This is a genomic window from Massilia sp. AB1, assembly GCF_018119385.1.
In the GTDB taxonomy this organism is placed as follows: Bacteria; Pseudomonadota; Gammaproteobacteria; order Burkholderiales; family Burkholderiaceae_D; genus Telluria.
Window position 1 is genome coordinate 70915 of sequence record NZ_JAGKSG010000008.1, and the last position, 25342, is coordinate 96256.

Sequence of the window (25342 nt, forward strand, 5' to 3'; positions counted from 1 at the left end):
TCCTGGGACAAGCAATGCGAGATGGCGTGCTGGCAGAACCGACCGACCTGGCGAAACACCCGCCCACGCGCTCGCAGCTGCGCAACGTCATCGGCGTTCTTGTCATCCTCGCGCTCCTGTTCGCCATCCTGGCCCCGGCGGCCGGCACGCCGCTGCCGGTGGCGCCGGAATTCCTCCCCATGTACCAGTCGGTGCTGGTGGCTAGCAACCTGCTCACCGGCATACTCCTGCTGGGACATCTGCATACCGGGCGCTCGCTGGCGCTCGGCATCCTCTCCCTCGGCTACCTGTTCACCGCGCTGATCGCGGTGGCCCACATGCTGACCTTTCCCGGCCTGTTCTTCGACCACGGCATGCTGGGCGGGAATGCCCAGACCGCGCCCTGGCTGAACATCGCCTGGCACCTGCTGTACCCGCTGTTCGTGCTCGGCTATACAGTGCCTTACCGCAGCGCGCTGCCGGCCCACTTCATGCGCCTGGGCGGCCTGCTGACGGCCTTGTTCGTGGCGAGCCTGCTCATGATGTCGACCTCGGGCGCCCTCTACCTGCCGGCCCTGATGGAAGGCTCGCGCTACCTGCCGCTGTACCGCTGGCTGAGCGCCGCCATCCTGGTGCTGTCGCTGTGGACCCTGTGGACCACGGCGCGCAAGCGCCCGCGCAGCGTGCTCGACGTCTGGCTGACGGTGGCGATGGCGTCCTGGGTGTTCGAGGTGGCGCTGTCCGGCGTGCTCAATGGCGCACGCTACGACCTCGGTTTCTATGCGGGACGCATGTATGGGCTGGCGGCTTCGCTGTTCGTGCTGGGGGCGCTGGCCAAGGACAACATCGGCCTGCACGCGCGCCTTCAGGCCACCTTCCACGAGATGGTCGACACGCGCGCCCGCGCCCAGTGGCAAAGCCTGCTCGGCACGGTGCTGCGCCAGCTCCCGGACGGCGTCCTGATCGTCGACCGCGAAGGCCGCTGCGTGATGGCCAACGACCAGGCCATGCGCATGGCCCAGCACTTCGTTCCAGCGGACGCGAAAGGCGAGGCCGGGCTGGGGCCGGCCACCATGCTGTCCCTGATCGGCGAGCCGGTGCGGCGCGCCATCGAAGGCCAGACCTTTCGCGACGCGATGCTGGAAACCAGTTCTGGCGAAGCGCGGCGCGTGTACGCGGTCAGCGGCGCCCAGCTGCGCGACGGCGCGACCGAACTGGCGGCGGCCGTGGTGGTACTGGACGACATCACCGAACGCACCGAGGCCAGCGCCGCCCTGGCGCGCGCGCTCGACCAGACCCGCTACCTGATCGAGCACACGCCGCTGGCCGTGATCGAATGGGACCGCGACTTCCGGATCAAGCTGTGGAACCGGCGCGCCGAGGAGCTGTTCGGCTGGCGCGCCGCGGAGGCGATCGGCCAGCGCATCGATGCGGTGCCGTTCATCCACGAGGAAGACGCGGCCAAGGTCACGGAGGTGGTCACGCGCCTGGTCGATTCGGCCACCAAGTACGTCAAGTCGAACAACCGCAACCGCACGCGCGACGGGCGCGTGTTGTGCTGCGAGTGGTACAACTCGGTGCTGCACGACGAGCACGGCGAGATCGTGACCGGCTTCTCGCTGGTGCTGGACGTGAGCGAGCGCGAACAGGCCATGGACGCGCTCAAGGAAGCCGACAAGCGCAAGGACGTCTACATCGCCACCCTGGCGCACGAGCTGCGCAACCCGCTGGCGCCGATCGCCAACGCGGCCTCGCTCCTGCGCAGCAAGCAGCTGCAGCCGGACCGCATCGAGTGGATCGCCGCCATGGTCAGCCGCCAGACGGCCCAGATGTCGCGCCTGCTGGACGACCTGCTCGACGTCTCGCGCATCAGCCGCGGCAAGATCGAGCTGCGGCGCGCGCGGGTGGAGCTGGGACGCCTGATCCGCGACACCCTGCAGACCAGCATGCCGCTGATCGAGGCCGGGCGCCACCAGGTGCAGCTCGACCTGTGCGCCGAACCGCAATGGGTGGACGCGGACGCGCTGCGCCTGACCCAGGTGCTGGCCAACCTGATCAACAATGCGGCCAAGTACACGCCGGCCTGCGGCGTGATCGAGATCGCGCTCAAGGCGGCGGACGGCATGGCCGAGGTGACGGTGCGCGACAACGGCGTGGGCCTGGAGCCGGAGATGCTCGAGCGCGTGTTCGACCCCTTCGTGCAGGTGGCCAGCGCCAGCCACCTGGCCCAGGGCGGGCTCGGCATCGGCCTGTCCCTGGCCAAGGGCCTGGTCGAGCTCCACGGCGGCGCGATCACGGCCGCCAGCGAGGGCCCCGGCAAGGGGGCGAGCTTCACCATACGCCTGCCGCTCGACACCGGCATGGAGGCCGCCGCCGGCGAACCGGCGCCGGCGAGCGCGGAAGGCACGCTGTGCTGCGACATCCTGATCGCAGACGACAATGCCGACGCCGCCGAATCGCTGGCCTGGCTGCTGCGCTCGGAAGGAGCGAGCGTCCAGGTGGCGCACGACGGCGCCCAGGCGCTGCGCCTGTTCAATGCGCGCCCGGCCCGGATCGCGGTGCTGGATCTCGGCATGCCTGAAATGAGCGGGCTGGAAGTGGCCCAGGTGCTGTCGCGCCGTGTGCCCAGGCCTTTCCTGGTGGCGGTGACGGGGCGGGGACGCAAGGAAGACCGCCTGGCCTCCTTCGAGGCGGGCTTCAACGAGCACCTGACCAAGCCGGTCGCGCCGCAGCAACTAATCGAGCTGCTGCGCCAGGCCTGTACCTAGCGCGGCAAACATGCAACAGATGGTTTCATGGAGTGATTGCCAAATTGTTAACATCCTGCTAGCATCCGCGCACCTTCATCACCAGGAAAGCTTGCCGTGGAAATGCTGACGCGCCTGTTCAGGCCCCGCCGCCGGAAGACCCAGCAGGAAGTGGCCGGACGCGCGGCCGAGGTCATCCGGCAGGTGCTGTTCGACGTCGGCGTCGACCGCTTCCTCAACGGCACCGTGCTGCTCGACCCGCAATTCCGGCTGCGCTTCTTATCCGCCGCGCCGCCCGCCTGGCCGGAGAGCGCCGTGATCGTGGGCCTGCGCGATCTTCCCGAGGCGCTGATCCTGCGCGCCTATGTGGGCGAGGCCAGTCTCGACGCCGTCGCGCTGCGCCGCCATACCCCCTTGCTGGCCGATGGCCTGATGCGCGAGCTGCTGGCGCGTTCGCCGGCGCTGCGCGCCTTGCCGGCCAGCGACGCGCTGCGCGACCGCCGGCTGCTGGTGCGCTGATCCTGTGCGCGCCGCCGCGTCCAGCGGCGCTATGCTTGCGTTGCGCCTCCTCCGGCGCCCTTGATTAGCTCAGGAAAGGAGTCGCGCATGCTTCGGGCAAGGTATTCTCCCGCCAAATCCGGCGTTACCCGGGCCGGGGCGGGGCAGGCATGAGCGTCCGCAACCTGGAACGTCTGTTCGCGCCGCGTTCGGTGGCGCTGATCGGCGCTTCGGAGCGGGTGGGCAGCCTGGGCGCCACCTTGCTGAACAATCTGCAGGAAGGGGGCTTCCGCGGCCAGCTCTACCCGGTCAATCCGAAGTACGAGCAGCTGGCCGGCCGGCGCTGCTACGCCTCGGTGAGCGAGCTGCCTGCCGCGCCGGACCTGGCCGTGATCTGCACCCCGCCCGCCACCGTGCCGCAACTGGTGCGCCAGCTGGGCGAATTGGGCACCCGCGCGGCCATCATCCTGAGCGCCGGCCTGGCCCAGGCCAAGGACCTGCGCGGCCGCAGCCTGCGCCAGGCGGCGCTGGACGCCGCCCATCCCTATCTGCTGCGCCTCCTGGGCCCGAACAGCGCCGGCCTGCTGGCGCCCGCCCTGGGCCTGAACGCCAGCGTCGCCCACAGCGGCGCGCTGCCCGGGCGGATCGCCTTCGTGTCGCAGTCCGGCTCCCTGATGACCGGGGTGCTGGACTGGGCGCGCACGCGCGGCATCGGCTTTTCGCGCTTCATCGCGCTGGGCGACTCCAGCGACGTCGACCTGGGCGACACCCTGGACTACCTGGCCAGCGACGGCGGCACCTCGGCCATCCTGCTCTATGTGGAGAACCTGCGCTATGCGCGCAAGTTCATGTCGGCCGCGCGCGCGGCGGCGCGCAGCAAGCCGGTGCTGGTGCTGAAGGCCCGCCGCGAGCTCACGGAGAACGGCTCCGCGCGTGCCGCCGCCAGCGAGAGCGGCGCCCTAGCCAGCGCCGACGAGGTGTTCGACGCCGCCATCCGCCGCGCCGGCATGCTGCGCGTGTACACCACCGAGCAGCTGTTCGCGGCGGTGGAAACCCTGGCCTATGCCAAGCCACTGCACGGCGAGCGCCTGGTCATCGTCAGCAATGGGGCGGGACCGGGCGTACTGGCTCTCGACGCCCTGGCCTATGGCGGCGGGGTGGCCGCCGCGCTTGGCGAGGAAACGGTGGCCAGGCTCGACGCGCTGCTGCCTGCCGGCTGGGGCAAGGGCAATCCCGTGAACCTGTTCGGCGGCGCGCCGCCCGAGCGCTACAAGCAGGCCCTGGAGATCTTGCTGCAGGATCCGCAAACCGACGCGGTGCTGGTCGTGCATTCTCCGACCGCCACCGTCGATAGCCGCGCGGTGGCCGAGGCCATCGCGCCGGTGGCGAGCGCCGCCTCGCGCACCGTGCTGTCCTGCTGGCTGGGCGGCGCCTCGGTGGCGGAGGCGCGCACCATCGCCGCGGGCGCGCGCATGCCGGCCTACCGCACGCCGGAGGACGCCGTCGCCGGCTTCCTGCAGCTGGTGAACTACCGGCGCAACCAGAACCTCTTGATGGAGGTGCCGCCTTCGATGACCGGCACCGTGGCGCCGGACCGCGCGGCGGCGCGCGCCCTGGTGCGCGAAGCCCTGGCCGGCGGGCGCTACCTGCTGTCCGACCCGGAAACCAAGGCCATCCTGCGCAACTACGGCATGGCGTTGGTCGAGACCCGGGCGGCGCGCGACGCCGAGGAGGCGGTCGCCAGCGCCCGCGCCCTTGGTTTTCCGGTGGCCGTCAAGATCCTGACCCCGGACGTGATGCACAAGTCCGACTTCGGCGGCGTGGCGCTGGACCTCGATTCCGAGGAAGCGGTGCGCGCCGCCGCGTTGCGCATGCGGCGCCGGCTCGGCGAGGTCTTCCCGAAGGCCCGCTTCGAGGGGTACTCGGTGCAGACCATGTGTCGCCGTTCGCACGCCCATGAACTGATCGTGGGCGCCGCGCTGGATGCGGTATTCGGGCCGGTGATCGTGTTCGGCCAGGGCGGGGTGGCGGTGGAGGTGACCGGCGACCATGCGGTGGGCCTTCCTCCGTTGAACCTGGTGCTGGCGCGCGACCTGGTCGACCGCACCCGCGTGGCGCGCCTGCTGGCCGGCTACCGCAACCGCCCGCCGGCCAACCTGGACGCGATCCTGGCCGCCCTGGTGCAGGTGTCGCGCATGGTGTCCGACATTCCCGAGATCGCGGAGCTGGACATCAATCCCCTGATCGTCGACAGCAATGGCGCGGTGGTGCTGGATGCACGCATGCGCCTGGCCATGGCCGACCGCTCTGGCAGCACCCTGGACCGGCTGGCGATCCGGCCGTATCCGCGCGAGCTGGAGGAGACCATCGAGTGGCAGGGCCAGAAGCTGCTGCTGCGTCCCATTCGTCCGGAGGACGGCCCGGCCCACCTGGCCTTCTTCGACGCGCTGACGCCGGACGACATCCGCTACCGCATGTTCGTGCGCATCCGCGAGCTCCAGCCTTCGCAGTTGGCGCGCTTTACCCAGATCGACTACGACCGCGAGATGGCCTTCATCGCTACGCGCCCGAATGCCGAGGGTGTGCCCGAGACCCTGGCGGTGGGCAGGGTGGTGGCCGACCCGGACAACATCAGCGCCGAGTTCGCGGTCACGGTGCGCTCCGACCTGAAAGGCATGGGCCTGGGCCGCATCATGATGGAAAAGCTGATCGCCTATTGCCGCGTGCGCGGCACGCGCGAGATCGTGGGTGAGGCCCTGCCGCAGAACTCGCGCATCGTGGCCATGGTGAAGAAGCTGGGCTTCGAAGTGAAAATCGGGGAGGAGGGCATCCGCCAGATGCGGCTGCCGCTGCGCTAGCTGCTTACTTCCTCGCCGCCCGGGATGCTATGCTTGCTCCTGCTTCAAGAACAGGATGGAAAGATGCTGACCGCGATCGACAATTACCTGATGGACGCCCGGCCCCGGCAGATCGAACGCCTGCGCCGCTGGGCGCTGGAATTCCTCTACTTCGGCATCAAGGAGGCGCGCGCCTGCCTGTTCGTGGGCCTGTTCCTGTTCGCGATGCTGCTCACGCCGCGCGCCGGCGTCTTCGGCATCCCGCGCTACGACGTGCTGCTGGTGATCGCGATCGGCCTGCAGCTGTGGATGGTCTGGGCCAAGCTGGAGACCTGGGACGAACTCAAGGCGGTGTGCCTGTTCCACGTTGTCGGCTTCGCGCTCGAGGCCTTCAAGGTGTCGTCCAGCATCCAGTCCTGGAGCTATCCGGACTTCGCCTATACCAAGATCTTCGGCGTGCCGCTGTTCTCGGGCTTCATGTATGCGACCATCGGCAGCTACATGATCCAGTCCTGGCGCCTGCTCGACCTGCGCGTGCGCCACCACCCGCCGTACTGGATGGCGGCCACCATCGCGATCCTGATCTACGCGAACTTCTTCACCCACCACTACATCGGCGACTACCGCTGGTACCTGGCCGCCTGCGCGCTGGGCCTGTATTCGCGCACCATGGTGACCTTCCGGCCGCTGGACCGCGACCGCCAGATGCCGCTGCTGCTGGCGTTTGTGCTGATCGGTTTCTTCATCTGGCTGGCCGAGAACATCGGCACCTTCTGGGGCGTGTGGCGCTATCCGAACCAGCTGGGGGCGTGGTCGGTGGTCCATTTGAGCAAGTGGAGTTCGTGGTCGCTGCTGGTGATCATGACCTTCACCATCGTGGCGAGCCTGAAGCACATCAAGGAGAAGATCCACGTGCCGGAGGCGTGAAACGTCACTGACAGTGTTCTCCCGCTAACCGTGAAACCGTCGTTCCGGCGAAGGCCGGAACCCAAGTTTGTATGCATACCGGCTGCGCTACGAACTTAGGTTCCGGCCTTCGCCGGAACGACGTGTTGAAGCTGCGGGACTGACGTGCAGCGCCTTACCTACGGAAGCGCACGTCCTCGGTCACTACAGGCGAATCGCCCTTCGGCTTCTTCGGCTTCTTGGGCTTCTTCACGATCTGCCCGCCCGGCGCCGTCTCCGGCACGCGGTGATCCGGCGCGAACCCCCCTTCCTCTTCCCGTTTGATCACCTGCCTGATCAGCGCCTCGATCGCCGCCAACTGGTCGATCTCGTCCGCACACACCAGCGACACCGCCTCGCCCGACGCCCCTGCGCGCCCGGTACGGCCGGTGCGATGCACATAGTCTTCCGCCACGATCGGCAGGTCGACATTCACCACCGCCGGTAAATCCTCGATATCAAGCCCGCGCGCCGCCACATCGGTCGCCACCAGCACCTTCACTTCGCCTGCCTTGAAACGCTCCAGCGCACGCAGCCGCGCAGGCTGCGGCTTGTCGCCGTGGATCGAGTCGGCGTCGATGCGCTTGGCCTGCAGCAGGCCGACCAGCTCGTCCACGCCCTTGCGGGTCTTGGCGAAGGCCAGCACCTGGGGCCAGGCGTGCTTCTTGAGCAGGTGAACGAAGAGCTCAGGCTTGCGCTTCTTATCGACCGGCACCAGCCACTGCTTGACCGCCGACACCGTGGTATTGCGTGGCGTCGCCTCGATGCGCACCGGTTCGCGCAGCAGGCGGTTGGCCATGGCGCGGATCTGGTCGGAGAAGGTGGCCGAAAACAGCAGGGTCTGGCGCTTCTTGGGCAGCACCGCGAACAGCTGGTCGAGTTCTTTTGAGAACCCGAGGTCGAGCATGCGGTCGGCCTCGTCCAGCACCAGCACCTTCACCTCATTGAAGCGCACAGCGTTCTGCCGGTGCAGGTCGAGCAGGCGGCCTGGCGTGGCCACCAGCACGTCGATGCCCTTGCGCAGCGCCATCATCTGCGGATTGATGCTGACCCCGCCGTAGGCCGCCAGCGAGCGCAGTTCCAGGCCCTGGGAATAGGTGCGCACGCTCTCGTGTACCTGTTCGGCCAGTTCGCGGGTCGGCACCAGGATCAGCGCGCGGACGGCATTGCTCGACACCTTGCCCGAGCTCTTCACCAGGCGCTGCAGCAGCGGCAGGGTGAAGCCGGCGGTCTTGCCGGTGCCGGTCTGGGCGGCCGCCATCACGTCCTTTCCGCCCAGGACGGCGGGAATGGCTTGCTGCTGGACGGCGGTCGGGGTGTGGTAATCGAGGGTGTCGAGGGTGGCGAGGATCTGGTCGATCAAGCCCAGGGATGCGAACGACATGAACAGGGGAACTTTCGGCTAAATATGGATAAGCCGTAGTTTACCTTGCCGCGGCCGGCAAGGCGAACGTTTGCGGACGGGGCAGGGCCGGCGGCGGCGCCTCAGCCCACGGCGATCACGACCGAGAAGTCGGCGATCGGCTTGACCGGCTCGTTATGCTCGCGGCAGCCGGACAGGGCCAGGCAGGCGAGGGCAAGCGCAGCGGTCACGACATGGCGGGGTTGCATGATGGAGCCTCCGTGGAATGGCTCCATCATACGCTTCTACCGAAGATATGTATCGAAAAACGTGTCAAAAACGGTAAGAAACGCTGGCGCGCAATACCGGGAAGAACTTGTAGTCCGAAGCGTCCTCGGACAGACGCAATTCCTCGGCCTTGAGGTCGCGCGCCAGGGCGCTGCACAGCGCGGTTCCGGCGGCGCAGTTGACGCTCTCGAGCTTGGTGCGCGCCTTGCCCTGGTAGAAGGCGCCGAGCTCGGCGCTGAAGTTCAGGCGCTTGTCGGCGTTCAGCGCATTGCCCCAGCCGATGCCCAGGTAGGGCGCAGCCTTGCGGAAGCTGACGGTGCCGTTGATGGTGCCGACGTCGCGCGCAATGTATTGCCTGCCGTCGATGGTGTAGGTGCCGGCGCGGTCGGCGTTGCCGACGGCATCGAAGCGGTTGCCGTTGTAGACCGCGCCGCCGGTGATGCGGAAGCTGCCCGCACCCGGATACCAGTCGACCAGGAGGTCGACGGTCTGCAGCTTGCCGTCGAGCTGGTAGTCGATCTCGCCGGAACGCTGCTCGAAGTCGTAGCCGATATAGTTGGCGCCGAGGCGGGCATTGAAGGACTGGCCCAGCGGCGCCACCAGGTGGACGCCGGCGCCGGTGCTGCCGGCGTCAAGGGTGATGCCGATCTGGGCGTGGGCGGGAAGGGCGGCGAAGCCGAGCAGGGCGGTGCAGCCGAGGGCTGCGCGGAAGGTGGTCAGACGCGACATAATCGATTCTCTTGTTGCAAAACCCGGCATTGTAGCGGTCGAGGCCGCCTGCACGAAGGCCTGTGGGGCGGGCGCGCAACAGTCGATCCGGGTATTTTTTTATCGCCGACCGGGCAGGTTTCGTCGGCCCATACCCGACTCCGTCGCATAATGTCACTTGGCAATGATTGTTCTGGCTATGCTGGCCATGCCAATCACGATGGAAGGACTACCATGATCTCTAGTACATTTCACCTCGGCCGGCTGCTGCTGGCATGGGTCGCGGCCTACATGGCCATCTTCATCACCATGCACGAAGCCTGGCTGGAGCAGTTCGATATCCACATGGAAGGGTATATCGTGCTGTTCGGCTTCCTGCTGGGCGCCTGGGTGCTGTCGGTCGCGTTCTCGCACGTGCGCCGGGTACGCCTGGTGGCGGGAGAGCTCAACCGCAGTACCTTGTCCAACCGCCAGCGCCGCCAGATCGAGATTCCCTTCGAGGCCGGCGAAGCCTTCGACATGATCGACGCCGCCATCCGCGAGCTGCCCGGCTCGGTCATCGCCGACAGCGCCCGCGACAGCCTGCAGGTGCGGGCCAAGGTGCAGCGCATCGATCCCTACGGCAGCCAGTCGGCCTACGGCTGGGCGCTGGAGCACCTGTCGACCCGCCACAACCAGATCCTGGCCACGGTCACGCCCAATGGCGACGATGCCGGCAGCGTGACCCTGATCTGCGAACCGGAAGGCCCCGCCTGGACCGACTGGTTCCTGGTCGACCACGGCACCAACCTGGAAAACGCCGAAGCCATCGTCCGCGCCATCACGCGCCGCGTGGCCGAGCGCCGCCGCAGCGAGCAGGCCAAGGTGCACCAGACCGTCACCGAGAAGGAATTGACGGTGGCGCGCCTGAACCTGCTGCACGCCCAGGTCGAGCCCCACTTCCTGTACAACACCCTGGCCAGCGCCCAGGTGCTGACCCGCAGCGACCCGGCGCGCGCCGACGAGATGCTGGGCAACCTGATCTCCTACCTGCGCCATTCGCTGCCGCGCACCGAGGACGTGCCCTCGACCCTGGGCGAGGAGCTGGAACGGGTGCGCGCCTACCTCGACATCCTCAAGATCCGCATGGGTTCGCGGCTGAACCTCCAGCTCGACGTGCCGGACGCGCTCAAGAACGTGCTGTTCCCGACCATGATGCTGCAGACCCTGGTGGAGAACGCGATCAAGCACGGCATCGAGCCCAAGCCGGGCGGCGGCACCGTGTGGGTCCTGGCCCGCGCCGTGGACAGCACGGTGGCGGTGACGGTGGCCGACGACGGGCGCGGCTTCACGGCCGAAGGCGGCGGCACGGGCATCGGCCTGCGCAATGTGCGCGAACGCCTGCGCCTGGCCTACGGTTCGGCCGCCTCGTTCTCGATCGTGTCGAATTTCCCGAGCGGCGTCGCTGCCACCATCACGGTGCCCCTCGCGGTGCAAGGCGGAGGAATCCAGAATGCCTAATTCGCCCATCAGATGTGTGATCGCCGAAGACGAGGCCCTGCTGCGCGAGTCGCTGGTGGCGCAGCTGGCCTCGGTCTGGCCCGAACTCGAGATCGCCGCCGCCTGCGAGGACGGCGGCAGCGCCCTGGAGGCGATTGCCGCCCACAAGCCCGACATCGCCTTCCTGGACATCCGCATGCCCGGCCTGTCCGGACTGGAAGTCGCCACCGCCATGCTGGACGCCGGCGTGCGCACCGAGGTGGTATTCGTCACCGCCTACGACCAGTACGCCATCGACGCCTTCGAGCGCGGCGCCGTCGACTACCTGCTCAAGCCGGTCGCGCGCGAACGCCTGGCGGCAACCGTTGGCCGGGTGCGCGAGCGCCTCGCCCGGGGCAGCCAGGACAACGGCCAGCTAGCCGCGCTGCTGGAACGCCTGGCTGGCGTCGCCTCGGTGGCGACCCCGGCGCCGCGCGCCGAGCCCCTGGTGTGGCTGACCGCCAGCCGCGGGGTGGAAACGCGCCTGATCCTGGTGGACGACGTCGCCTACTTCCAGGCCGACTCCAAGTACACCGTGGTGATGACGGCCGACGGCGAGGCCCTGCTGAGGAAGCCGATCCGCGACCTGCTGGAGGTGCTCGACCCGACCATGTTCAAGCAAGTGCACCGCTCCACTATCGTCAACCTGCGCGCGGTGGCGGCGGTGACGCGCGACGAGACCGGGCGCGGCACCATCCGCCTGAAGAACCGCCCGGAGACCTTATCCGTCAGCCAGCCCTTCATGGCCTTGTTTCGCCATATGTGAAAGGCAGATGTAACCTAATGCCAGTCAGTTAAGCTGATTGGCATTTTTCATTGAAAACTTGGGTCTGGCCAGGAGGTCTACATCAAGAAGTACAACGTGGACGCTGAGGCCCGGGCGGTTGAGATTCGTGCCAAGTATAACGGCCGGAACCGGAAGGAGCTAATGGTTGAATACAACATCAGCCGATCCCAATTCTATCGCTTCATCAAAGGAGATTGAATGCTCACCAGCATTCTCAGTTAGGCGAGCATTTCCAGTATGACTCTAGAATTATTGGATCTTTTAATATGAGACTAGATGGATATTGGACATTCCGACGACCTCAGCATATCCGTCCGTCGAAACGGAGGCTTGCTCGTCACCACTAATATAAATGTCCGTAGAAGGAGCTACCATTTCAGGATATATTTGCGGGTTCCAATAACCGCCGGGTCTTTTAGGTGTGAAGAATATTTCTGCTCCACTAGAGTAGACCGGCTCCCACCACATATTTTCAAAACTGCCACCAGCACCAGCTTCGCTTATGTTAGATACTGTCACGGAGGTGTCCGCAGAATTGAAGGCCGGACCAAAAATGATATGGCCAGCTCCATCGGTGGCTTTCCATATTTTGCCCGTCGAGCTAGCGGTGGTATTTGTAACGGCAACGCTAAATTTGGTAGCCGAATATGTCTGACGAATTGGCTCTCCAAGTTCTTGTGCTAATTTAATTTCTTCGTACGTAGTCATTTCTTCGCCGTACAAGGTACCGATTCTATCTCTAAAATGAATTAATTCATGTGCCAGCCCAAGCGCTGGTGATTGCGCACCGATGGTGGTATCTGGTTGTCTGACCTGTAGCGCGCTGCTTGGATCCCAACGAATTACATCAGGTAACTGAAGTTTGTCGTCCCAAGTCTTATAGCTTGTGAACTGGTAATTTTCACCCTCTTTAATAAAGAGAATATAAACATCTCGGGGGGAATTGTAGACTTGCCAAGACAGGTCAGCCCCTGCCTGAGTATTCATTATCTAGTTTAGGGCGTGAGTCAATTTATGATCGTTTTCTCCGCCGGGATTCAGCGCTATAATTCGTCCCATGTGAATTCCTTTCTAATTGTAAGTTAATTATTGGTTTCGTAAACAGGTGCTTCGGTTAAGCAAGCTAAGTGGGGCGGGATTCTTGGTGCAGTTAGCTCTGAAGCCCAGTCTCGTAGTTCATTTACGAGCGTGGTATTGGTGCGCAACGCAACATAACTATCCGATTTTCCAGTATTCATGGTGCCGAAGACATTGTTGCCCTTGGACTCTGGTTGGCCAAAGAAAAACTTAACTCTTGAACCATCGGTCAAGTCTAGGTAGACCATATTTCGTAATGAAATCTTTTTGACGCCTTCGGGGTCTTCTGCAGTGTGTGTGCGTAAGATTTCGACAAGTTCCGAAATCCTTTGAGGATTGGAAGTGCTAAAACTACAACCATTGTCCTTTAGCATATCTTGTTCTGTTATCTGCTTTCGGGTCATGGACCCAAGAATTGACAGGGCGACCGATGCTTTTTTAACATTAGAAGCGTCAGGTATTTTGGTAATTTTCTCCCCTGCAAATACAGTACTTATTGCTAATGACCATCAAAATATAGAGCGCGCAAATGTGCGCCTAAAGTTAGTTTGCATGTTGCCTCCTGGGAATTTTCTCAATGTCAATACAAGAAGCTTACACGCTTCTTTCAAGAGAAATCTCTTTAAATGTTTGATCATGGAACCGATTAACCGTTCTGCATAGCGGCGTGCTTTGTCGAGACACCTCACCAGTCTCATTTCTCCCTAGAAATGGGACTGTGCCAAAGGTAGTGTTGGGCGCTCAGATCAAGGAGCGTCCAATGACAACCGCAGCAACTATGGTTTCCGAGTACATGAAGGCCGAGCTGGCCGTTCTGGCCGGAAAGACCATCACTGTCCAGGGCCGTTCGATGGGCATGGAAATCTCCAAGAGATTCGTGCCGGCCGCCACGAATGGGAAGCGCGTGCTGCGCAAGAATCCCGCGTCGCCAGCTTTCGCCCGACGATGGGCGGCATGTCTTACGCGCTCGAGCAGATCGTCGCGCACCGCAGCGAATGCGCCCAGAAGCCCCTCGTGTTCAAGTCTAACTTCGCCAACCAGAACACGAGCGCGTCGTCTGGCCCGCCACCGGAAGAAGCGAAGGACGAGTAGTCGACCCGCGTGTCACCACAAGCCGCCCCTGGGAAATGTAACCGAGTGTGACAAACTCGACAGACTGTAAGAATGTGGCCTGGCGAACACAGTCGAAAACGTTGCAGATGGTAAAGTTCGTCTCACAACATTTTTCTTTTGTGAGACCACCATGAAACAACTGATCATCGGCGCAGCCCTGCTGGCCGCCGCCCTCCCTGCGATGGCCCAGACTGGCGTCAGCGTCAGCATCGGCCAGCCCGGCTTTTACGGCCGCATCGACATCGGCGACTTCGCCCGTCCGCAGGTGGTCTACGCCCAGCCGGTGATCATTGAGGAGCGCCGTCACTACCGCGCCGAGCCGATCTACCTGCGTGTGCCGCCGGGCCACCGCAAGAACTGGAAGAAGCACTGCAAGCACTACGGCGCCTGCGGCCAGCCGGTGATGTTCGTGCGCGACGAGTGGTACAACCGCGAGGTGGTGCCGCGCTACCGCGAGACCCGCGTGTATGCACCGGCGCCGGTGCGCTACGAAGAACCGCGTTATGAGCACCATGGCAACGGCCACGGCGGCGGTCATGGCAACGGCCACGGCAAGGGCCATGGCAACGGCAAGGGTCACGGCCGCGGCCACGACTGAGTCCTCTACGGCGCGGTTCAAGCCGCCGCGCCGTTTTTTGCAAGCGTAGTAAGATTGCCACATTGCCCACTTCCGGCGCCCAGCCGGACCGGGCGCCATGATGGAGGCAAGCTTGCGCAGCGAGATCGTGATCGTGGGTGGAGGGGCAGGCGGGCTGGAACTGGCCTGCAAACTGGGCCGCAAACTCGGACCGTCCAAGGTGACGCTGGTCGACAGCCGCCTTTACCATATCTGGAAGCCTTCGCTGCACGAAGTGGCGGCGGGCACCCTCGACATCCACCAGGAAGGCCTGTCGTACCCGATGCTGGCGCACGACAACGGCTTCAATTTCGTCTTCGGCCCGATGACCGGCATGGACGCCGCGTCCCGGACGATCTCCATCGGCGCCGTGCGCGCCGCCAGCGACAACGAGGAAATTCTGCCTGACCGGCGACTTTCGTATGGCTCGCTGGTCATCGCGGTGGGCAGCACCTCCAACTATTTCGGCGTGCCGGGGGCGCGCGAACACACCATTTCCCTGAACGCCACCGAGGACGCGGAGCAGTTCCGCCTGCGCATGCTGCGCCTGATGCTGGCCGTCGAGCAGCAGCGCGAGGAAGGAAAGGACGCCGGCCTGGACGTGGTAATCATCGGCGGCGGCGCCACCGGCGTGGAGTTGGCTGCCGAACTGCGCGAGGCTTCCGGCGCCTACGCCAACTACGGCTTCAATGCCCTGGACGGGCGGCGCGACGTGCGCATCACCATCCTCGAAGGCGCGCCGCGCATCCTGGCGCCGCTGCCCGAGAAGGTCTCCGGCGCCGCGCTCGACCTGCTGCGCAAGCGCGGGATCAAGGTGGTCACCAATTGCCGCGTCACCGCGATCGAGCGCGACCGCGTGATGGACAAGGACGGCAATGTCTATCCGTCCGACCTGTGCGTGTGGGCGGCCGGTATCCGCGCGCCGGAACTGCTCGGCTCACTGGGGCTACCGACCGCCAAGGGCGGGCAGATCGAGGTGGACGCGCAATTGCGGGTGAAGGGCGTGGCGGGCGTGTATGCGCTGGGCGACTGCGCCGCCTGCCTGGACGGCAACGGCCAGCCGGTGCCGCCGCGCGCACAGGCCGCGCACCAGCAGGCGGACTATCTGGTCGCAACTTTCCTGCGCCAGGCCAAAGGGCAGGCGCCGATGGACAAGCCCTATATCTACAAGGATTACGGTTCGCTGGTGTCGGTCGGGCAGAGCACCAGCGTGGGCAGTTTGATGGGATCGCTGCGCGGGGCCAGCTGGTTCGTGCAGGGGACCCTGGCGCGCGCCATGTATGCCAGCCTGCACCTGATGCATCATCGCGCGGTGCTGGGATCGCTGCGTACGGGTTTGCTGGCGGTGGCGCGCTTCCTCATTCGGCGCAGCACGCCGCTGGTCAAGCTGCACTAGGGAGTGTTTGGCTCGATTCACCACTAACCCCAAAACCGTCGTTCCGGGACTCGGCGTCCCCCTCGGCCGGAACCTAAGTTTGCACGCGTCTCGATTGCGCAAACAACTTGGGCACCGGCCTTCGCCGGTGCGACGGTTTTACTGCTAGCAAATGAAAGGCAGTGAGTAGACTCTAGCGCCGATACAAAGTCTCACGCGGCCTGAACCTCGCGCGGCAGCGTCATGCGCAGCAGCGCGCCGCCCGATTCGCCGCGCGCCAGCACCAGCTCGCCGCCCAGGTAGCGGGCGCGCTCGCGCAACAGGCGCAGGCCGTGGCAATCCAGTGAATGCATGGCGCCGTCGCAGTCGTGGGGACCAAGGCCGTTGTCGCGCACGGTCAGCATCACCTGCTCGCCGTCGTCGTCCAGGATCACCTCGACTTCGCTCGCCTTGCCATGGGTGCTGGCATTGCGCAGGCCTTCCTCGGCGCAGCGCAATAGGACCACGCCCTGGGTGCGGCTGTAGTGGCCGTCCTCGTCCGGCAGGCTGGTGCGCGCGGTAAGCCCGTGCTCGGCGCCGAAGGCCGGGACCAGTTCGGCCAGGGCCGCGTGCAGGCCCAGGAACTCCAGCTTGTCGTTCCACAGCTCGAGCTGCATCTTGCGGTTGGTCTCGATGATGGTCGCCAGCAGCTGCTTCATCTGGGCGCTGCGGTCGCGCATCGCCTTGTTCTCGGGCGGGATATGCTGGCTCAGCAATGCAAGGTGCATGGTCAGGGCCGTCATCGACGAGCCCAGGCTGTCGTGCAGCCGGCGCGCCAGCAGGCGCTTCTCCTCGTCCCAGCAGGAAGCGAGGTAAGCCAGCATTTCTGTCAGGTCAGCGGTGCGCGCCGCGGCCAGGAGTGCGAGTTCCCGGTCGGAGTGCGGATGGGCCGGTTCGGTCATCGTTGGCTCGGTTGAATATTTCCCAAATCATACAACAGTTGGCGCGGCGACGGCGCGCGGGCGGGATGCGCGCCGGAGCGGCGGCAGCGTGCGGCTCCGCACATACTGCCGGGCTGTTGTAGGCGAAGCTGGAATCCGTGGCCGCAGCGCCGCCAGACCAAGTGTAGTGCAAATAAACAACATCATCGGGGGTTTTAATGACGACCAAACAACAGCAAGACGCGATCGCGCTCCTGACCTCGCAGCACAAGGAGGTCACCGCCATGTTCAAGGAATTCGAAGAGCTGGGCGACCGCGCCAAGGCCGGCAAGAAGAAAATCGCCGACAAGATCTGCCAGAACCTGGTCATGCACACCATGATCGAAGAAGAGATTTTCTACCCGGACGTGCGCGAACGCTCGAAGGAAGCCGAGGAGATGGTCGAAGAAGCTATCGTCGAACACGCTTCGGCCAAGGACCTGATCGCCCAGATCCAGGAAATGGACCCGGACGAGGAGCTCTACGACGCCAAGGTCAAGGTGCTCGGCGAGATGATCGAGCACCACGTCGAGGAAGAAGAGAAGGAGATGTTCCCCAAGGTCCGCAAGATGGGACTGGACCTGGAGACGCTCGGCCAGGAGATGAAGGCGCGCGGCGACGAGATCATGGCCTCGAGCTGATCCTGCTGTCCGTGCCGGGCGCAAGCCGCGGCACGGGCCGCCGCGTCAGGCCGCGGCCGACTGCTCGCTAGGCAGGTTCAGGGCCTCGAGCAGGCGGTCGATGTTGACCGGCTTGACCAGGTGCAGGTCGAAGCCCGCCTCGAACACGCGGCGCTGGTCTTCGGCCAGGCCGTAGCCCGTCAGCGCGATCAGCTTGATCGACTGGGTGGCCGGGTCGGCGCGCAGGCGGCGCGCCACTTCGTAGCCGTCGATGCCGGGCAGGCCGATGTCGACCAGGGCCGCCTCCGGCCGGTGCGCCGTGGCGGCGGCCACGCCCGCCAGGCCGTCGCCGGCCTGGAACACCGGATAGCCGTGGGCGGCCAGCATGGTCGCCATCATCTCGCGGCCATCTTCATTGTCTTCGATCAGCAGCACTGAGGGCTTGCCCGCGCCGTCGTTGCGGGCGTCCTCCTGCGGCGCGCTCTGCAGCACCGGCTCGGTGCGCGGCAGGCGGATCACGAAGGTACTGCCGTTGCCGGCGCCGGAGCTGTCCGCGCTGACGCTGCCGCCGTGCAGTTCGATCAGGCGCCGCACCAGCGACAGGCCGATGCCCAGGCCGCCCTGCGAGCGGTCGATCGAGATCGCGCCCTGCACGAAGACGTCGAACACGTGCGGCAGCAGCTCGGACGGGATGCCGACGCCCGAATCGCGCACGCTCAGGACCACGTCCTCGCCCTCGCGGCCCAGGCCGATGTCGATGCTGCCGCCGCTGGGCGTGTATTTAAGGGCGTTGTCGAGCAGGTTGGAGACGATCTGTTCCAGGCGGGTCGGGTCGCCGTCGACCCAGCCTGGGCTGAGATCGACCGCGATGCGGTAGCCCGCCGTGCGTCCGGTGGCGCGGAAGGTCTCGAGGCAGGACGCCACCAGGTTGGCCAGGTCGGTCGGCTGGCGCGACAGCAGGATCTTTCCCGACATGGCGCGAGACAGGTCGAGCAGGTCGTCGACGATGCGCGACAGGTGCTGGCTCTGGCGCTGGATGATCTGCTTGGCGCGGCCGACGGTCTCGCCGCTGGCGCCCGGCAGGCCGATCAGGGCGGAGGCGCTGCTGATCGCCGACAGCGGATTACGCAGCTCGTGGCCCAGCATGGCCAGGAATTCGTCCTTCGCATGGCTCTTGCGCTCGGCGTCGCGCCGCTCTTCCATCTCGCGCACGAGGCGGCGGTTGGTGGCGGTCAGTTCGGTGGTGCGCTGGGACAGTTTTTCGGCCTGGCGCTTGAGCTGTTCGTTCTTCATCGCCAGGGTCACGAAGACCGAGACCTTGGCGTGGAGGATCTGCGGAATCACCGGCGTGAACAGGAAGTCGGCGGCGCCGCGCTGGTAGGCCTTGAGGCGGTCGATCTCGTCCGCCAGGAAGGCGGTGACGAAGATGATCGGGATGTCGGCCGAGCGCGGACGCTGGTGGATCGCCTCGGCGGTCTCGAAACCGTCCATGCCCGGCATGTTCACGTCCAGCAGGATGACGGCGAAATCGTGCAAGAGGACCTGGCGCAGCGCTTCCTGTCCGGAACGTGCGGACAGCACCGTGTAATTGCTTTCTTCAGCCCATTGGTCGAGCAGACTCGTCAGCGCAAGGAGGCTGGCGGCGTCGTCATTGACGACCAGGATCTTGGGTTTGTCGGTGGTGGCCACGATGGTTCCTGATGCCTATGTCTCTAATGTAATGCTTGCTTCAGCGAAGCATAGCAGAGGGCCTTGTTTCGCTAAAGAAAAATTCGTGATGAAATGAGCCATGATATCACGCGGTATAAAGTGCAAAAAAGCAAAAGAATCAATCGTGCGCGGGGGTGCGTGTACGCTGCCGCACATACGCAGGCGAGGGGTGTATGCCATAGTCAAGGCGTGTCCTGTTCAACCGTATCGTTGAGGACAGGGGCGCCTACTAGAGAGGACAAGACATGAATATCGACACCATCGTCAATCAAGCATTCCACGGCCAGTCGTTCCGCGCGTTGGTGGATGCGCCGCTCACGGCCCTGAAGGGCATCAGCGACAAGGAAGCCTCGGCGCTCGAAGCGCTGGGTATCAAGACCATCGGCGACCTCGCCGGGTCGAAGCTCGTCAACTACGCCATCGCGATCAAGGCGCTGGCCGGCTGCGAGGGCCTGTCGAGCAAGGAAGAGGCCGAGGAAACCCTGCTCGACGACGCCGTCGAGATGACCTTCCCGGCCAGCGATCCGATCTCGGTCGATGCCGGCATCACCCGCATCGAGGTGGCGCCGGACAAGGTCGAGGCCAGCACCGACCACCAGGGCGCCAGCGCGATCGAAGCCCATAACCAGGAAGCCCTGGGCAACAGCGCGATCCGCACCGGCTACCTGCAGCGCGGCGAAGGCGAGGGGAATCGCTGACACGGCGGTTTTCTCCGTCATTCGAAGGGGGGCCACGAAGCAACACTTCGTGGCCTTTGTTGTATTTGCACTGCGGTTTGCGGGGAGGTCTGGCCGAGAGGAGACAGGTGTGGCCCGGCAGAGCGCCGGGCCTTTGTGGAATTAACGATGCGGCGCCATTTCGACCGCAGGGGCGGCCGGCACCGGCGGCTTGACCGCCGCCGCCTTTTCGCGGTTCGCGGCCGGCGAGCAGAAGCGGTTCTTGCCCGCGCGCTTGGCCTCGTACAGCGCGTAGTCGGCGATGCTGATCAGGGCGTCCACCGATTCGGCGTCGTCCGGATAGATGCTGATGCCGATCGAGGTCGACAGGCGCAGGGTGAGGTCGTTGATGAAGAAGGGCTCGGAGAGCGCCTCGACCAGCTTGGCGGCCGGTCCCTGGGCGTCGGCCAGGCTGTGGATGTCGCCCAGCACCACCATGAATTCGTCGCCGCCGAGGCGCGCGACGGTGTCTTCCTTGCGCGAGTTCGACAGCAGGCGCTGCGACACCATCTTGAGGATCTCGTCCCCGTAGGCGTGGCCGTAGGTGTCGTTGATCGCCTTGAAGCCGTCCAGGTCCAGGTACATGACGGCGGCCTTGGCGTGTCCGCGGTTGGCGTGCTGCAGGGCCGTTTCGATGCGGTCTTCCAGCAGGCGGCGGTTGGGCAGGCCGGTGAGGGCGTCGTGCAGGGCCAGTTCCTGCTGGGCGCGGCTGTACTGGGCCAGCTCTTTATAGAGCAGGCGCACTTCGAGCATGTTGTGGATGCGCTTGTGCACTTCGAGCAAGTCGAAAGGCTTGCTGATGAAGTCGCGTGCGCCCGCCTCCAGGGCGGCGATCTTGAAGCTCGGCTGGGCGGTCAGGGCCAGGACCGGCAGGTAGCCGCCATGTTCGATCTCCTTCAGCCCCTTCATGACCTGGAAACCGTTCAGGCCCGGCATCTGCAGGTCCAGCAGGATCAGGTCGTAGTTGTGCTCGCGGTGCAGCGGGCAGACCTGTTCCGGCAGCATGGTCGAACTGACGTCGGTGTAGCCTTCCTCGCGCAATATCTCTTCCATCAGCTCGATATTGTCGGGCGAGTCGTCCACCACGAGGATTTTGGCGTTCAAAATGTCTTGTCTACTCGGCATGCTTATCTCTTCCTGCGATACTGGAAAGCAATTCCTTTCTTACCGGAATCGGGCTTTACCCATCTCTGTATAGTCTAGCAAACCTCTCAAAATTTCTTGTAGGACAGCGCCGCGTGTCGCGGTAGGAAGGTCAGCGACCTTGTCCGCGCGCCGAGGCCGCCATCATCGGCGCCGTTGGATCTACCACGATTCCGATGGCGGAAATCAACTCGCTGGGCTCCACGGGCTTCGAAATATGGGCCGAAAATCCGGCTTCCAGCGCCTTCAAGCGGTCTTCCGAGCGGGCGAAAGCGGTCAGGGCGATGGCCGGGGTCAGGCCGCCGGCGTCGCGCGGCAGCTGGCGCACCCAGGTCAGCAGTTCCAGGCCGTCGACCTCCGGCATGCCCAGGTCGCTGATCAACAGGTCCGGCGGCTGCTCGCGCAGCATCGCGAAGGCCTCGCGCGCGCTCGGGGCGATGCGCACGCTGGCGTGGCAATCGCCCAGGATGCGGGCGATCAGCTCGCGTGCGTCGCGGTCGTCGTCCACCACCAGCACCGACAGGCCGGTCAGGTCGCGCACCATGGCTTCCGCCGGTGCGGAATCCGGCAACTGCGCGGGGAGGGGCGCCGGCATCGCCATGCCCGCCTGCGCCGCATCCGGCGCACGTCCCTGGCGAGTCCCTGGGCGCGCCGCCTGGGCCACCGGCAGCTCCACCGTGAAGCTGGCGCCCATGCCTTCGCCGGCGCTCTCGGCGCGCACCGTGCCGCCATGCTGCTCGACCAGGTGCTTGACGATCGCCAGGCCCAGGCCGAGTCCGCCGTGGCGGCGCGTCATCGAGGCGTCGGCCTGGCGGAAGCGCTCGAACACGTGCGTGATGAATTCGGGGCGGATGCCGGCGCCGTTGTCGCGCACCGTGATCGCCACCTGGTCGTCGCGCCGGGCCACTTCGACCGCCACGATGCCGTCGCGCGGCGTGAACTTGATCGCATTCGACAGCAGGTTCCAGATCACCTGCTGCAGGCGCCCCGGGTCGCCCGCCACCATGCCGGCGTCGGGGGCGTAGCGCCGCTCCAGGTGGATGTGCTTGGCCTCGAGGGCGGGACGCACCGTCTCGATGGCGGCGTCGATGAAGGAGCCCGGGGCCAGCACCTGCATGTCGAGCAGCACCTGGCCCGAGGTGATGCGGCTCATGTCGAGCAGGTCTTCGATCAGCTGGGCCTGGGCGCGCGCGTTGCGTTCGATGGTCTGCAGGCCGCGCTGCAGGTCGGCCTGGTCGCGGCTGCCGCGCCGCAGCACCTGGGACCAGCCCAGGATCGCCGACAGCGGCGTGCGCAGCTCGTGCGACAGGGTGGCCAGGAATTCGTCCTTCATCTGGCTGGTGCGCTCCGCCTCCGCGCGCGCTTCGCGCTCGTTCTCGAGCAGCACCTTGCGTTCCTCGGCGGCGCGGCGGGTGGCGTCGTACAGGCGGGCGTTGTCGAGGGCGATCGCGGCCTGGGCCGCGATGCCGCGCACGATGCGCTCGCTGCGCTCGCCGAACACGCCTGGTTCCGGGTGGCCGAAGAACATGGTCCCCAGCAGCTCGCCGGAACGCGCCACTACCGGCACCGCCATGTAGCTGCGCACCGCCGGATGCCCGGGCGGCAGGCCGAAGTGCGGCGCGCTGCCGGCGTAGCGCGGGTCGCCGGCGATGTCGGCCACGCGCACCAGGTCCTGGCTGCGCAGGCCGGGGCCGAACAGGGCGGCCGCATGCGCTTCGCCCAGGGCCTGGAATTCGGCCGTGGTGGAACCGGCCAGGGTCGAGAGCGAGAACAGGGTGCCGTCTTCGTGATCGCTGCCGCCGTGGTAGAAGAAGGCGGCGAAGCGGGCCCCGCACACGCCGCTGGCGGCGTCGGTGGCGGCGCGCAGCAGCGCCCGCAGGTCGCGCGTGGAGGCCAGGACGCTGCCGGTGCTGTTGAGCAGTTCGAGCACGTGCGATTCCTCGCGCAGCGCCTGCTCGGCGCGCTTGACCTGGTCGACGTCGGTATTGGTGCCGAACCAGCGCACCACGCGGCCTTCGCGGTCGCGCACCGCTTCCACGCGGCTCAGGAACCAGCGGTAGCTGCCGTCCGCGCCGCGCAGCGGGAATTCCATCTCGAAGGGCGCGCCGGTGCGCACCGATTCCTGCCAGTGCTCGAGCATCGCTTCCAGCACCGCCGGGTCGACCATCTTTTGCCAGCCCCAGCCGCGCGCTTCCTCGGGCGTGCTGCCGGTGTAGTCGAACCAGCGCTCGTTGAACCAGACGATGGCGCCGTCGGCGTCCGCCATCCAGGCCAGCTGGGGAATGGTGTTGGCCAGGGCGCGCAGCATTTCCTCGCTCTGGCGCAGGGTGTCCTCGGCCTGCTTGCGGGTGCTGATGTCCTGCACCACGCCGCTCATGCCGCGCATGCTCTCCTGGCCGCTGGCGCCGTAGTCGGGCCGGCCGACCAGGGTGATCCAGCGCTCCTCGCCGGCGGCGCCGCGCACCCGGCATTCGATGTCCAGGTCGGTGCGCGCCGCGAAGGCGTCCAGCACCGCGTGGCGCAGGCGTGCGCGGTCGTCGCGTTCGAGCCGGGTGCGCAGGGCCGGCCAGTCGAGCGCCTCCTCGGCCGGCAGGCCCAGGATCTCGGCCGCGCGCGCGCCGAAGCTGATGCGGTCCTGGGCCGCGTCCCAGCGCCAGTCGCCCAGGCGCCCGGCGGCCAGCGCCACCTGGAGGCGGGTGTTGTTCTCGACCAGGGCCTGCTGGTCCTGCTTGCGCTGGGTGATGTCCTGGAAGTAGAGCGTCAGGCCGTCCGGCGAGGGATAGATGCGCATGTCGAGCCAGCACTGCAGGCGTTTGTAATAGAACTCGCGGGTGATGGTCTGGCGCTCGTCCATGGCGCGGCGGCAGTCGGCGGCCACCGAGGTGCCGTGCAGGTCCTCGAACTCGTCCCACAGGTTGCGTCCCACCAGGCCGCCGCGGCTCTTGTTCAGCGGCGCCGCCATCTCCAGCGCGCGGCCGTTGATATAGGTGATGCGCCAGTCGCGGTCGACCGCGCAGAACCCGTCGGTCAGGCTCTCGAGCATGTTCTCCATGCGCTCGTTGGCCTGGCGCAGGGCTTCCTTGGCCGCGATCAGTTCTTCCTCGGCGCGCTGGCGCGCGGCCAGCACGCTGCTGGCGTTGGCCAGGGCGACGGCGCGCATCGCGTCGAGTTCGTCGCGCTCGTCGCTCACGCTGCTCCTCCCGCGGCGGCGCTTTCCAGGCAGGCCGTTTCCAGGATGGCGGACGCCAAACGCGTGCCCTCGACCCGCGCCCGGATCTTGGCGAAGGCGGTGGCGCGGCTGATGCTGGCGTCGTCGAAGAAAGGCGCGAAGCCCGCGTCGTCGGTGGTGCCGAGGCGTTCCGGATCGATGTATTCGGCGGCGCGCAGGATGCGGTCGCGCACCAGTTCCGGGGTCTCGATGCGCGGATCGTGCGGGTCGGTGACGCCGACGAAGATGCGCTGGTCCGCGCGCGCATGCTCGCGCACGGCGCGCAGGATGCGTTCCGGTTCGCTGCTGCCGGCCAGGGCCAGGTAGAAGTTCCCGGCGCGCAGTTCGAGCACGGCCGGGATCAGCTCGGCGTAGCCCGCCATGGAGCCGCGCGCCATGTCGGATTGGCGCTCGCTCCATCCGGTGGCCGACATGTGCACGCCGATCAGGGCGCGTTCTTCCGGCGAAAAGCGGCCCAGGGCCAGGTTGTTCAGGTCGATGAAGCTGGCCAGCAGGGCGCCGCCGGGATCGAGCTGCATCGCCAGGTGGGCTTCGGCGAAATCGATCTGCACCTTGTGCGCGCCGGCCTCCAGGCAGCGCCGCAGCTCGGTCTCGTGTTCGCGCACCAGGTCGTCGAGGAATTGTTCGCGCGGGTAGCCGGGCAGGCCCTCGACCGGGTACATCAGCGCCAGCGCCGAAGGCGAGATCACCGCCTGCTTGACCGGCTGGGTGGCGTGGCGGCGCGCCGCGCGCAGGTAGTCGTCGGCGTAGCGCTGGTAGCGGAAGGGACCGCGCACCAGGCGCGGCATGCGTTGTCCATGGCCGTTCGGGAGCGGGATGCGAAAGCCGTCCGGCGCCGTGTTCGGCGCGCCGTAGACGGGGTAGCTCCAGAAATTCTCGACCTTGGCCTGCTCGCCGTCGCTGATCACCGGCGAGCCGGTGGCTTCGAAGTCGGCGATCGTGGCGCGCACGGCCTCGTCGATCAGGCTCGCAAGCCGGGGCTGGCCGGCGGGATCGCGCAGGGCCGCGGCCAGCGCCGCAACCAGCGCGGGCGGACGGGGGATGCTGCCGATGGGCTCAGTAGGAATCATCATCGAATGCCTTGGGCGAAGCCGCGCCGCATGCGGCGGGGCAGGGTCCGTCGGACATTGTAGTC

At 66.0% G+C, this 25342-nt stretch carries 21 protein-coding genes and 1 pseudogene; 12 read left to right on the forward strand and 10 right to left on the reverse strand.

All coding sequences use genetic code 11. The features are described 5' to 3' along the window. Positions 1 to 26 precede the first annotated feature (26 nt). The 4 genes from J8847_RS07100 to J8847_RS07115 all read left to right on the forward strand — a co-directional run bounded on the left by J8847_RS07100 (position 27) and on the right by J8847_RS07115 (position 6988). Positions 27 to 2747: an ATP-binding protein gene (locus J8847_RS07100; protein WP_211523988.1), complete on the forward strand. Its 2721-nt coding sequence runs from the start codon at positions 27 to 29 to the stop codon at positions 2745 to 2747. A gap of 96 nt (positions 2748 to 2843) precedes the next feature. Then, a complete protein-coding gene (locus J8847_RS07105) occupies positions 2844 to 3245 on the forward strand; it encodes a hypothetical protein (RefSeq protein ID WP_211523989.1) in 402 nt (133 codons plus the stop codon). 149 nt (positions 3246 to 3394) lie between these two features. After that, positions 3395 to 6082, forward strand: a complete 2688-nt coding sequence (locus tag J8847_RS07110; protein WP_211523990.1) for a bifunctional acetate--CoA ligase family protein/GNAT family N-acetyltransferase — start codon at positions 3395 to 3397, stop codon at positions 6080 to 6082. A 90-nt stretch (positions 6083 to 6172) separates the two neighbouring features. After that, positions 6173 to 6988 carry a DUF817 domain-containing protein gene (locus tag J8847_RS07115; RefSeq protein WP_373888779.1) on the forward strand — a complete coding sequence of 272 codons (816 nt, stop codon included), beginning with the start codon at positions 6173 to 6175 and terminating at the stop codon, positions 6986 to 6988. Between the two features lie 154 nt (positions 6989 to 7142). Here the strand turns inward: J8847_RS07115 and J8847_RS07120 are convergent, their stop codons facing one another. From J8847_RS07120 to J8847_RS07125, 3 genes are all read right to left on the reverse strand, one after another. Next, positions 7143 to 8390 carry a DEAD/DEAH box helicase gene (locus J8847_RS07120; RefSeq protein ID WP_211523992.1) on the reverse strand — a complete coding sequence of 416 codons (1248 nt, stop codon included), beginning with the start codon at positions 8388 to 8390 and terminating at the stop codon, positions 7143 to 7145. A 101-nt stretch (positions 8391 to 8491) separates the two neighbouring features. Next, complete coding sequence (locus J8847_RS24320; RefSeq protein ID WP_267875453.1) at positions 8492 to 8617, reverse strand: hypothetical protein; 126 nt, start codon at positions 8615 to 8617, stop codon at positions 8492 to 8494. 64 nt (positions 8618 to 8681) lie between these two features. Continuing rightward, on the reverse strand, positions 8682 to 9365 hold the full coding sequence (locus J8847_RS07125; RefSeq protein WP_211523993.1) for a hypothetical protein: 684 nt from the start codon (positions 9363 to 9365) through the stop codon (positions 8682 to 8684). Between the two features lie 213 nt (positions 9366 to 9578). Here J8847_RS07125 and J8847_RS07130 point away from each other — a divergent pair, with 213 nt between their 5' ends. The 3 genes and pseudogenes from J8847_RS07130 to J8847_RS24500 form a co-directional block, all read left to right on the forward strand. After that, entirely contained in the window at positions 9579 to 10844 is a 1266-nt protein-coding gene (locus J8847_RS07130) for a sensor histidine kinase (protein ID WP_211523994.1), read from the forward strand. Beyond that, positions 10837 to 11628 carry a LytTR family DNA-binding domain-containing protein gene (locus J8847_RS07135; RefSeq protein ID WP_211523995.1) on the forward strand — a complete coding sequence of 264 codons (792 nt, stop codon included), beginning with the start codon at positions 10837 to 10839 and terminating at the stop codon, positions 11626 to 11628. Before J8847_RS07130 ends, J8847_RS07135 begins: the two co-directional genes overlap by 8 nt. Positions 11629 to 11703: 75 nt before the next feature. Continuing rightward, a pseudogene (locus tag J8847_RS24500) lies at positions 11704 to 11847 on the forward strand (hypothetical protein); the annotation flags it as partial. Positions 11848 to 11910: 63 nt separating this feature from the next. On the opposite strand, the gene J8847_RS07145 reads toward J8847_RS24500, so the two are convergent. Next, positions 11911 to 12636: a hypothetical protein gene (locus tag J8847_RS07145; protein WP_211523997.1), complete on the reverse strand. Its 726-nt coding sequence runs from the start codon at positions 12634 to 12636 to the stop codon at positions 11911 to 11913. A 95-nt stretch (positions 12637 to 12731) separates the two neighbouring features. Beyond that, positions 12732 to 13130 carry a hypothetical protein gene (locus J8847_RS07150; protein WP_211523998.1) on the reverse strand — a complete coding sequence of 133 codons (399 nt, stop codon included), beginning with the start codon at positions 13128 to 13130 and terminating at the stop codon, positions 12732 to 12734. A gap of 550 nt (positions 13131 to 13680) precedes the next feature. Between J8847_RS07150 and J8847_RS07155 the strand changes: the two genes are divergently transcribed. From J8847_RS07155 to J8847_RS07165, 3 genes are all read left to right on the forward strand, one after another. Beyond that, positions 13681 to 13818 (forward strand): hypothetical protein, encoded by a 138-nt coding sequence (locus J8847_RS07155; RefSeq protein WP_211523999.1) that lies wholly within the window; start codon positions 13681 to 13683, stop codon positions 13816 to 13818. 151 nt (positions 13819 to 13969) lie between these two features. Next, positions 13970 to 14437, forward strand: a complete 468-nt coding sequence (locus tag J8847_RS07160) for a hypothetical protein (RefSeq protein ID WP_211524000.1) — start codon at positions 13970 to 13972, stop codon at positions 14435 to 14437. Between the two features lie 97 nt (positions 14438 to 14534). Beyond that, on the forward strand, positions 14535 to 15851 hold the full coding sequence (locus J8847_RS07165; protein ID WP_373999848.1) for an NAD(P)/FAD-dependent oxidoreductase: 1317 nt from the start codon (positions 14535 to 14537) through the stop codon (positions 15849 to 15851). Between the two features lie 191 nt (positions 15852 to 16042). On the opposite strand, the gene J8847_RS07170 is transcribed toward J8847_RS07165, so the two are convergent. Beyond that, on the reverse strand, positions 16043 to 16771 hold the full coding sequence (locus J8847_RS07170; protein ID WP_211524001.1) for a sensor histidine kinase: 729 nt from the start codon (positions 16769 to 16771) through the stop codon (positions 16043 to 16045). 197 nt (positions 16772 to 16968) lie between these two features. Between J8847_RS07170 and J8847_RS07175 the strand changes: the two genes are divergently transcribed. Beyond that, positions 16969 to 17430: a hemerythrin domain-containing protein gene (locus J8847_RS07175; RefSeq protein ID WP_211524002.1), complete on the forward strand. Its 462-nt coding sequence runs from the start codon at positions 16969 to 16971 to the stop codon at positions 17428 to 17430. A 45-nt stretch (positions 17431 to 17475) separates the two neighbouring features. Here the strand turns inward: J8847_RS07175 and J8847_RS07180 are convergent, their stop codons facing one another. Next, positions 17476 to 19098 carry a response regulator gene (locus J8847_RS07180; RefSeq protein ID WP_211524003.1) on the reverse strand — a complete coding sequence of 541 codons (1623 nt, stop codon included), beginning with the start codon at positions 19096 to 19098 and terminating at the stop codon, positions 17476 to 17478. A gap of 266 nt (positions 19099 to 19364) precedes the next feature. On the opposite strand from J8847_RS07180, the gene J8847_RS07185 reads away from it, so the two are divergent. Further along, complete coding sequence (locus tag J8847_RS07185) at positions 19365 to 19817, forward strand: hypothetical protein (protein ID WP_229429640.1); 453 nt, start codon at positions 19365 to 19367, stop codon at positions 19815 to 19817. Positions 19818 to 19958: 141 nt separating this feature from the next. Here the strand turns inward: J8847_RS07185 and J8847_RS07190 are convergent, their stop codons facing one another. From J8847_RS07190 to J8847_RS07200, 3 genes are all read right to left on the reverse strand, one after another. Continuing rightward, a complete protein-coding gene (locus J8847_RS07190) occupies positions 19959 to 20960 on the reverse strand; it encodes a diguanylate cyclase domain-containing protein (protein WP_211524004.1) in 1002 nt (333 codons plus the stop codon). A 130-nt stretch (positions 20961 to 21090) separates the two neighbouring features. Further along, positions 21091 to 24168, reverse strand: a complete 3078-nt coding sequence (locus J8847_RS07195; RefSeq protein WP_373999849.1) for an ATP-binding protein — start codon at positions 24166 to 24168, stop codon at positions 21091 to 21093. Then, complete coding sequence (locus J8847_RS07200; RefSeq protein ID WP_211524005.1) at positions 24165 to 25280, reverse strand: 5-methyltetrahydropteroyltriglutamate--homocysteine methyltransferase; 1116 nt, start codon at positions 25278 to 25280, stop codon at positions 24165 to 24167. Before J8847_RS07200 ends, J8847_RS07195 begins: the two co-directional genes overlap by 4 nt. Positions 25281 to 25342: the final 62 nt, after the last annotated feature.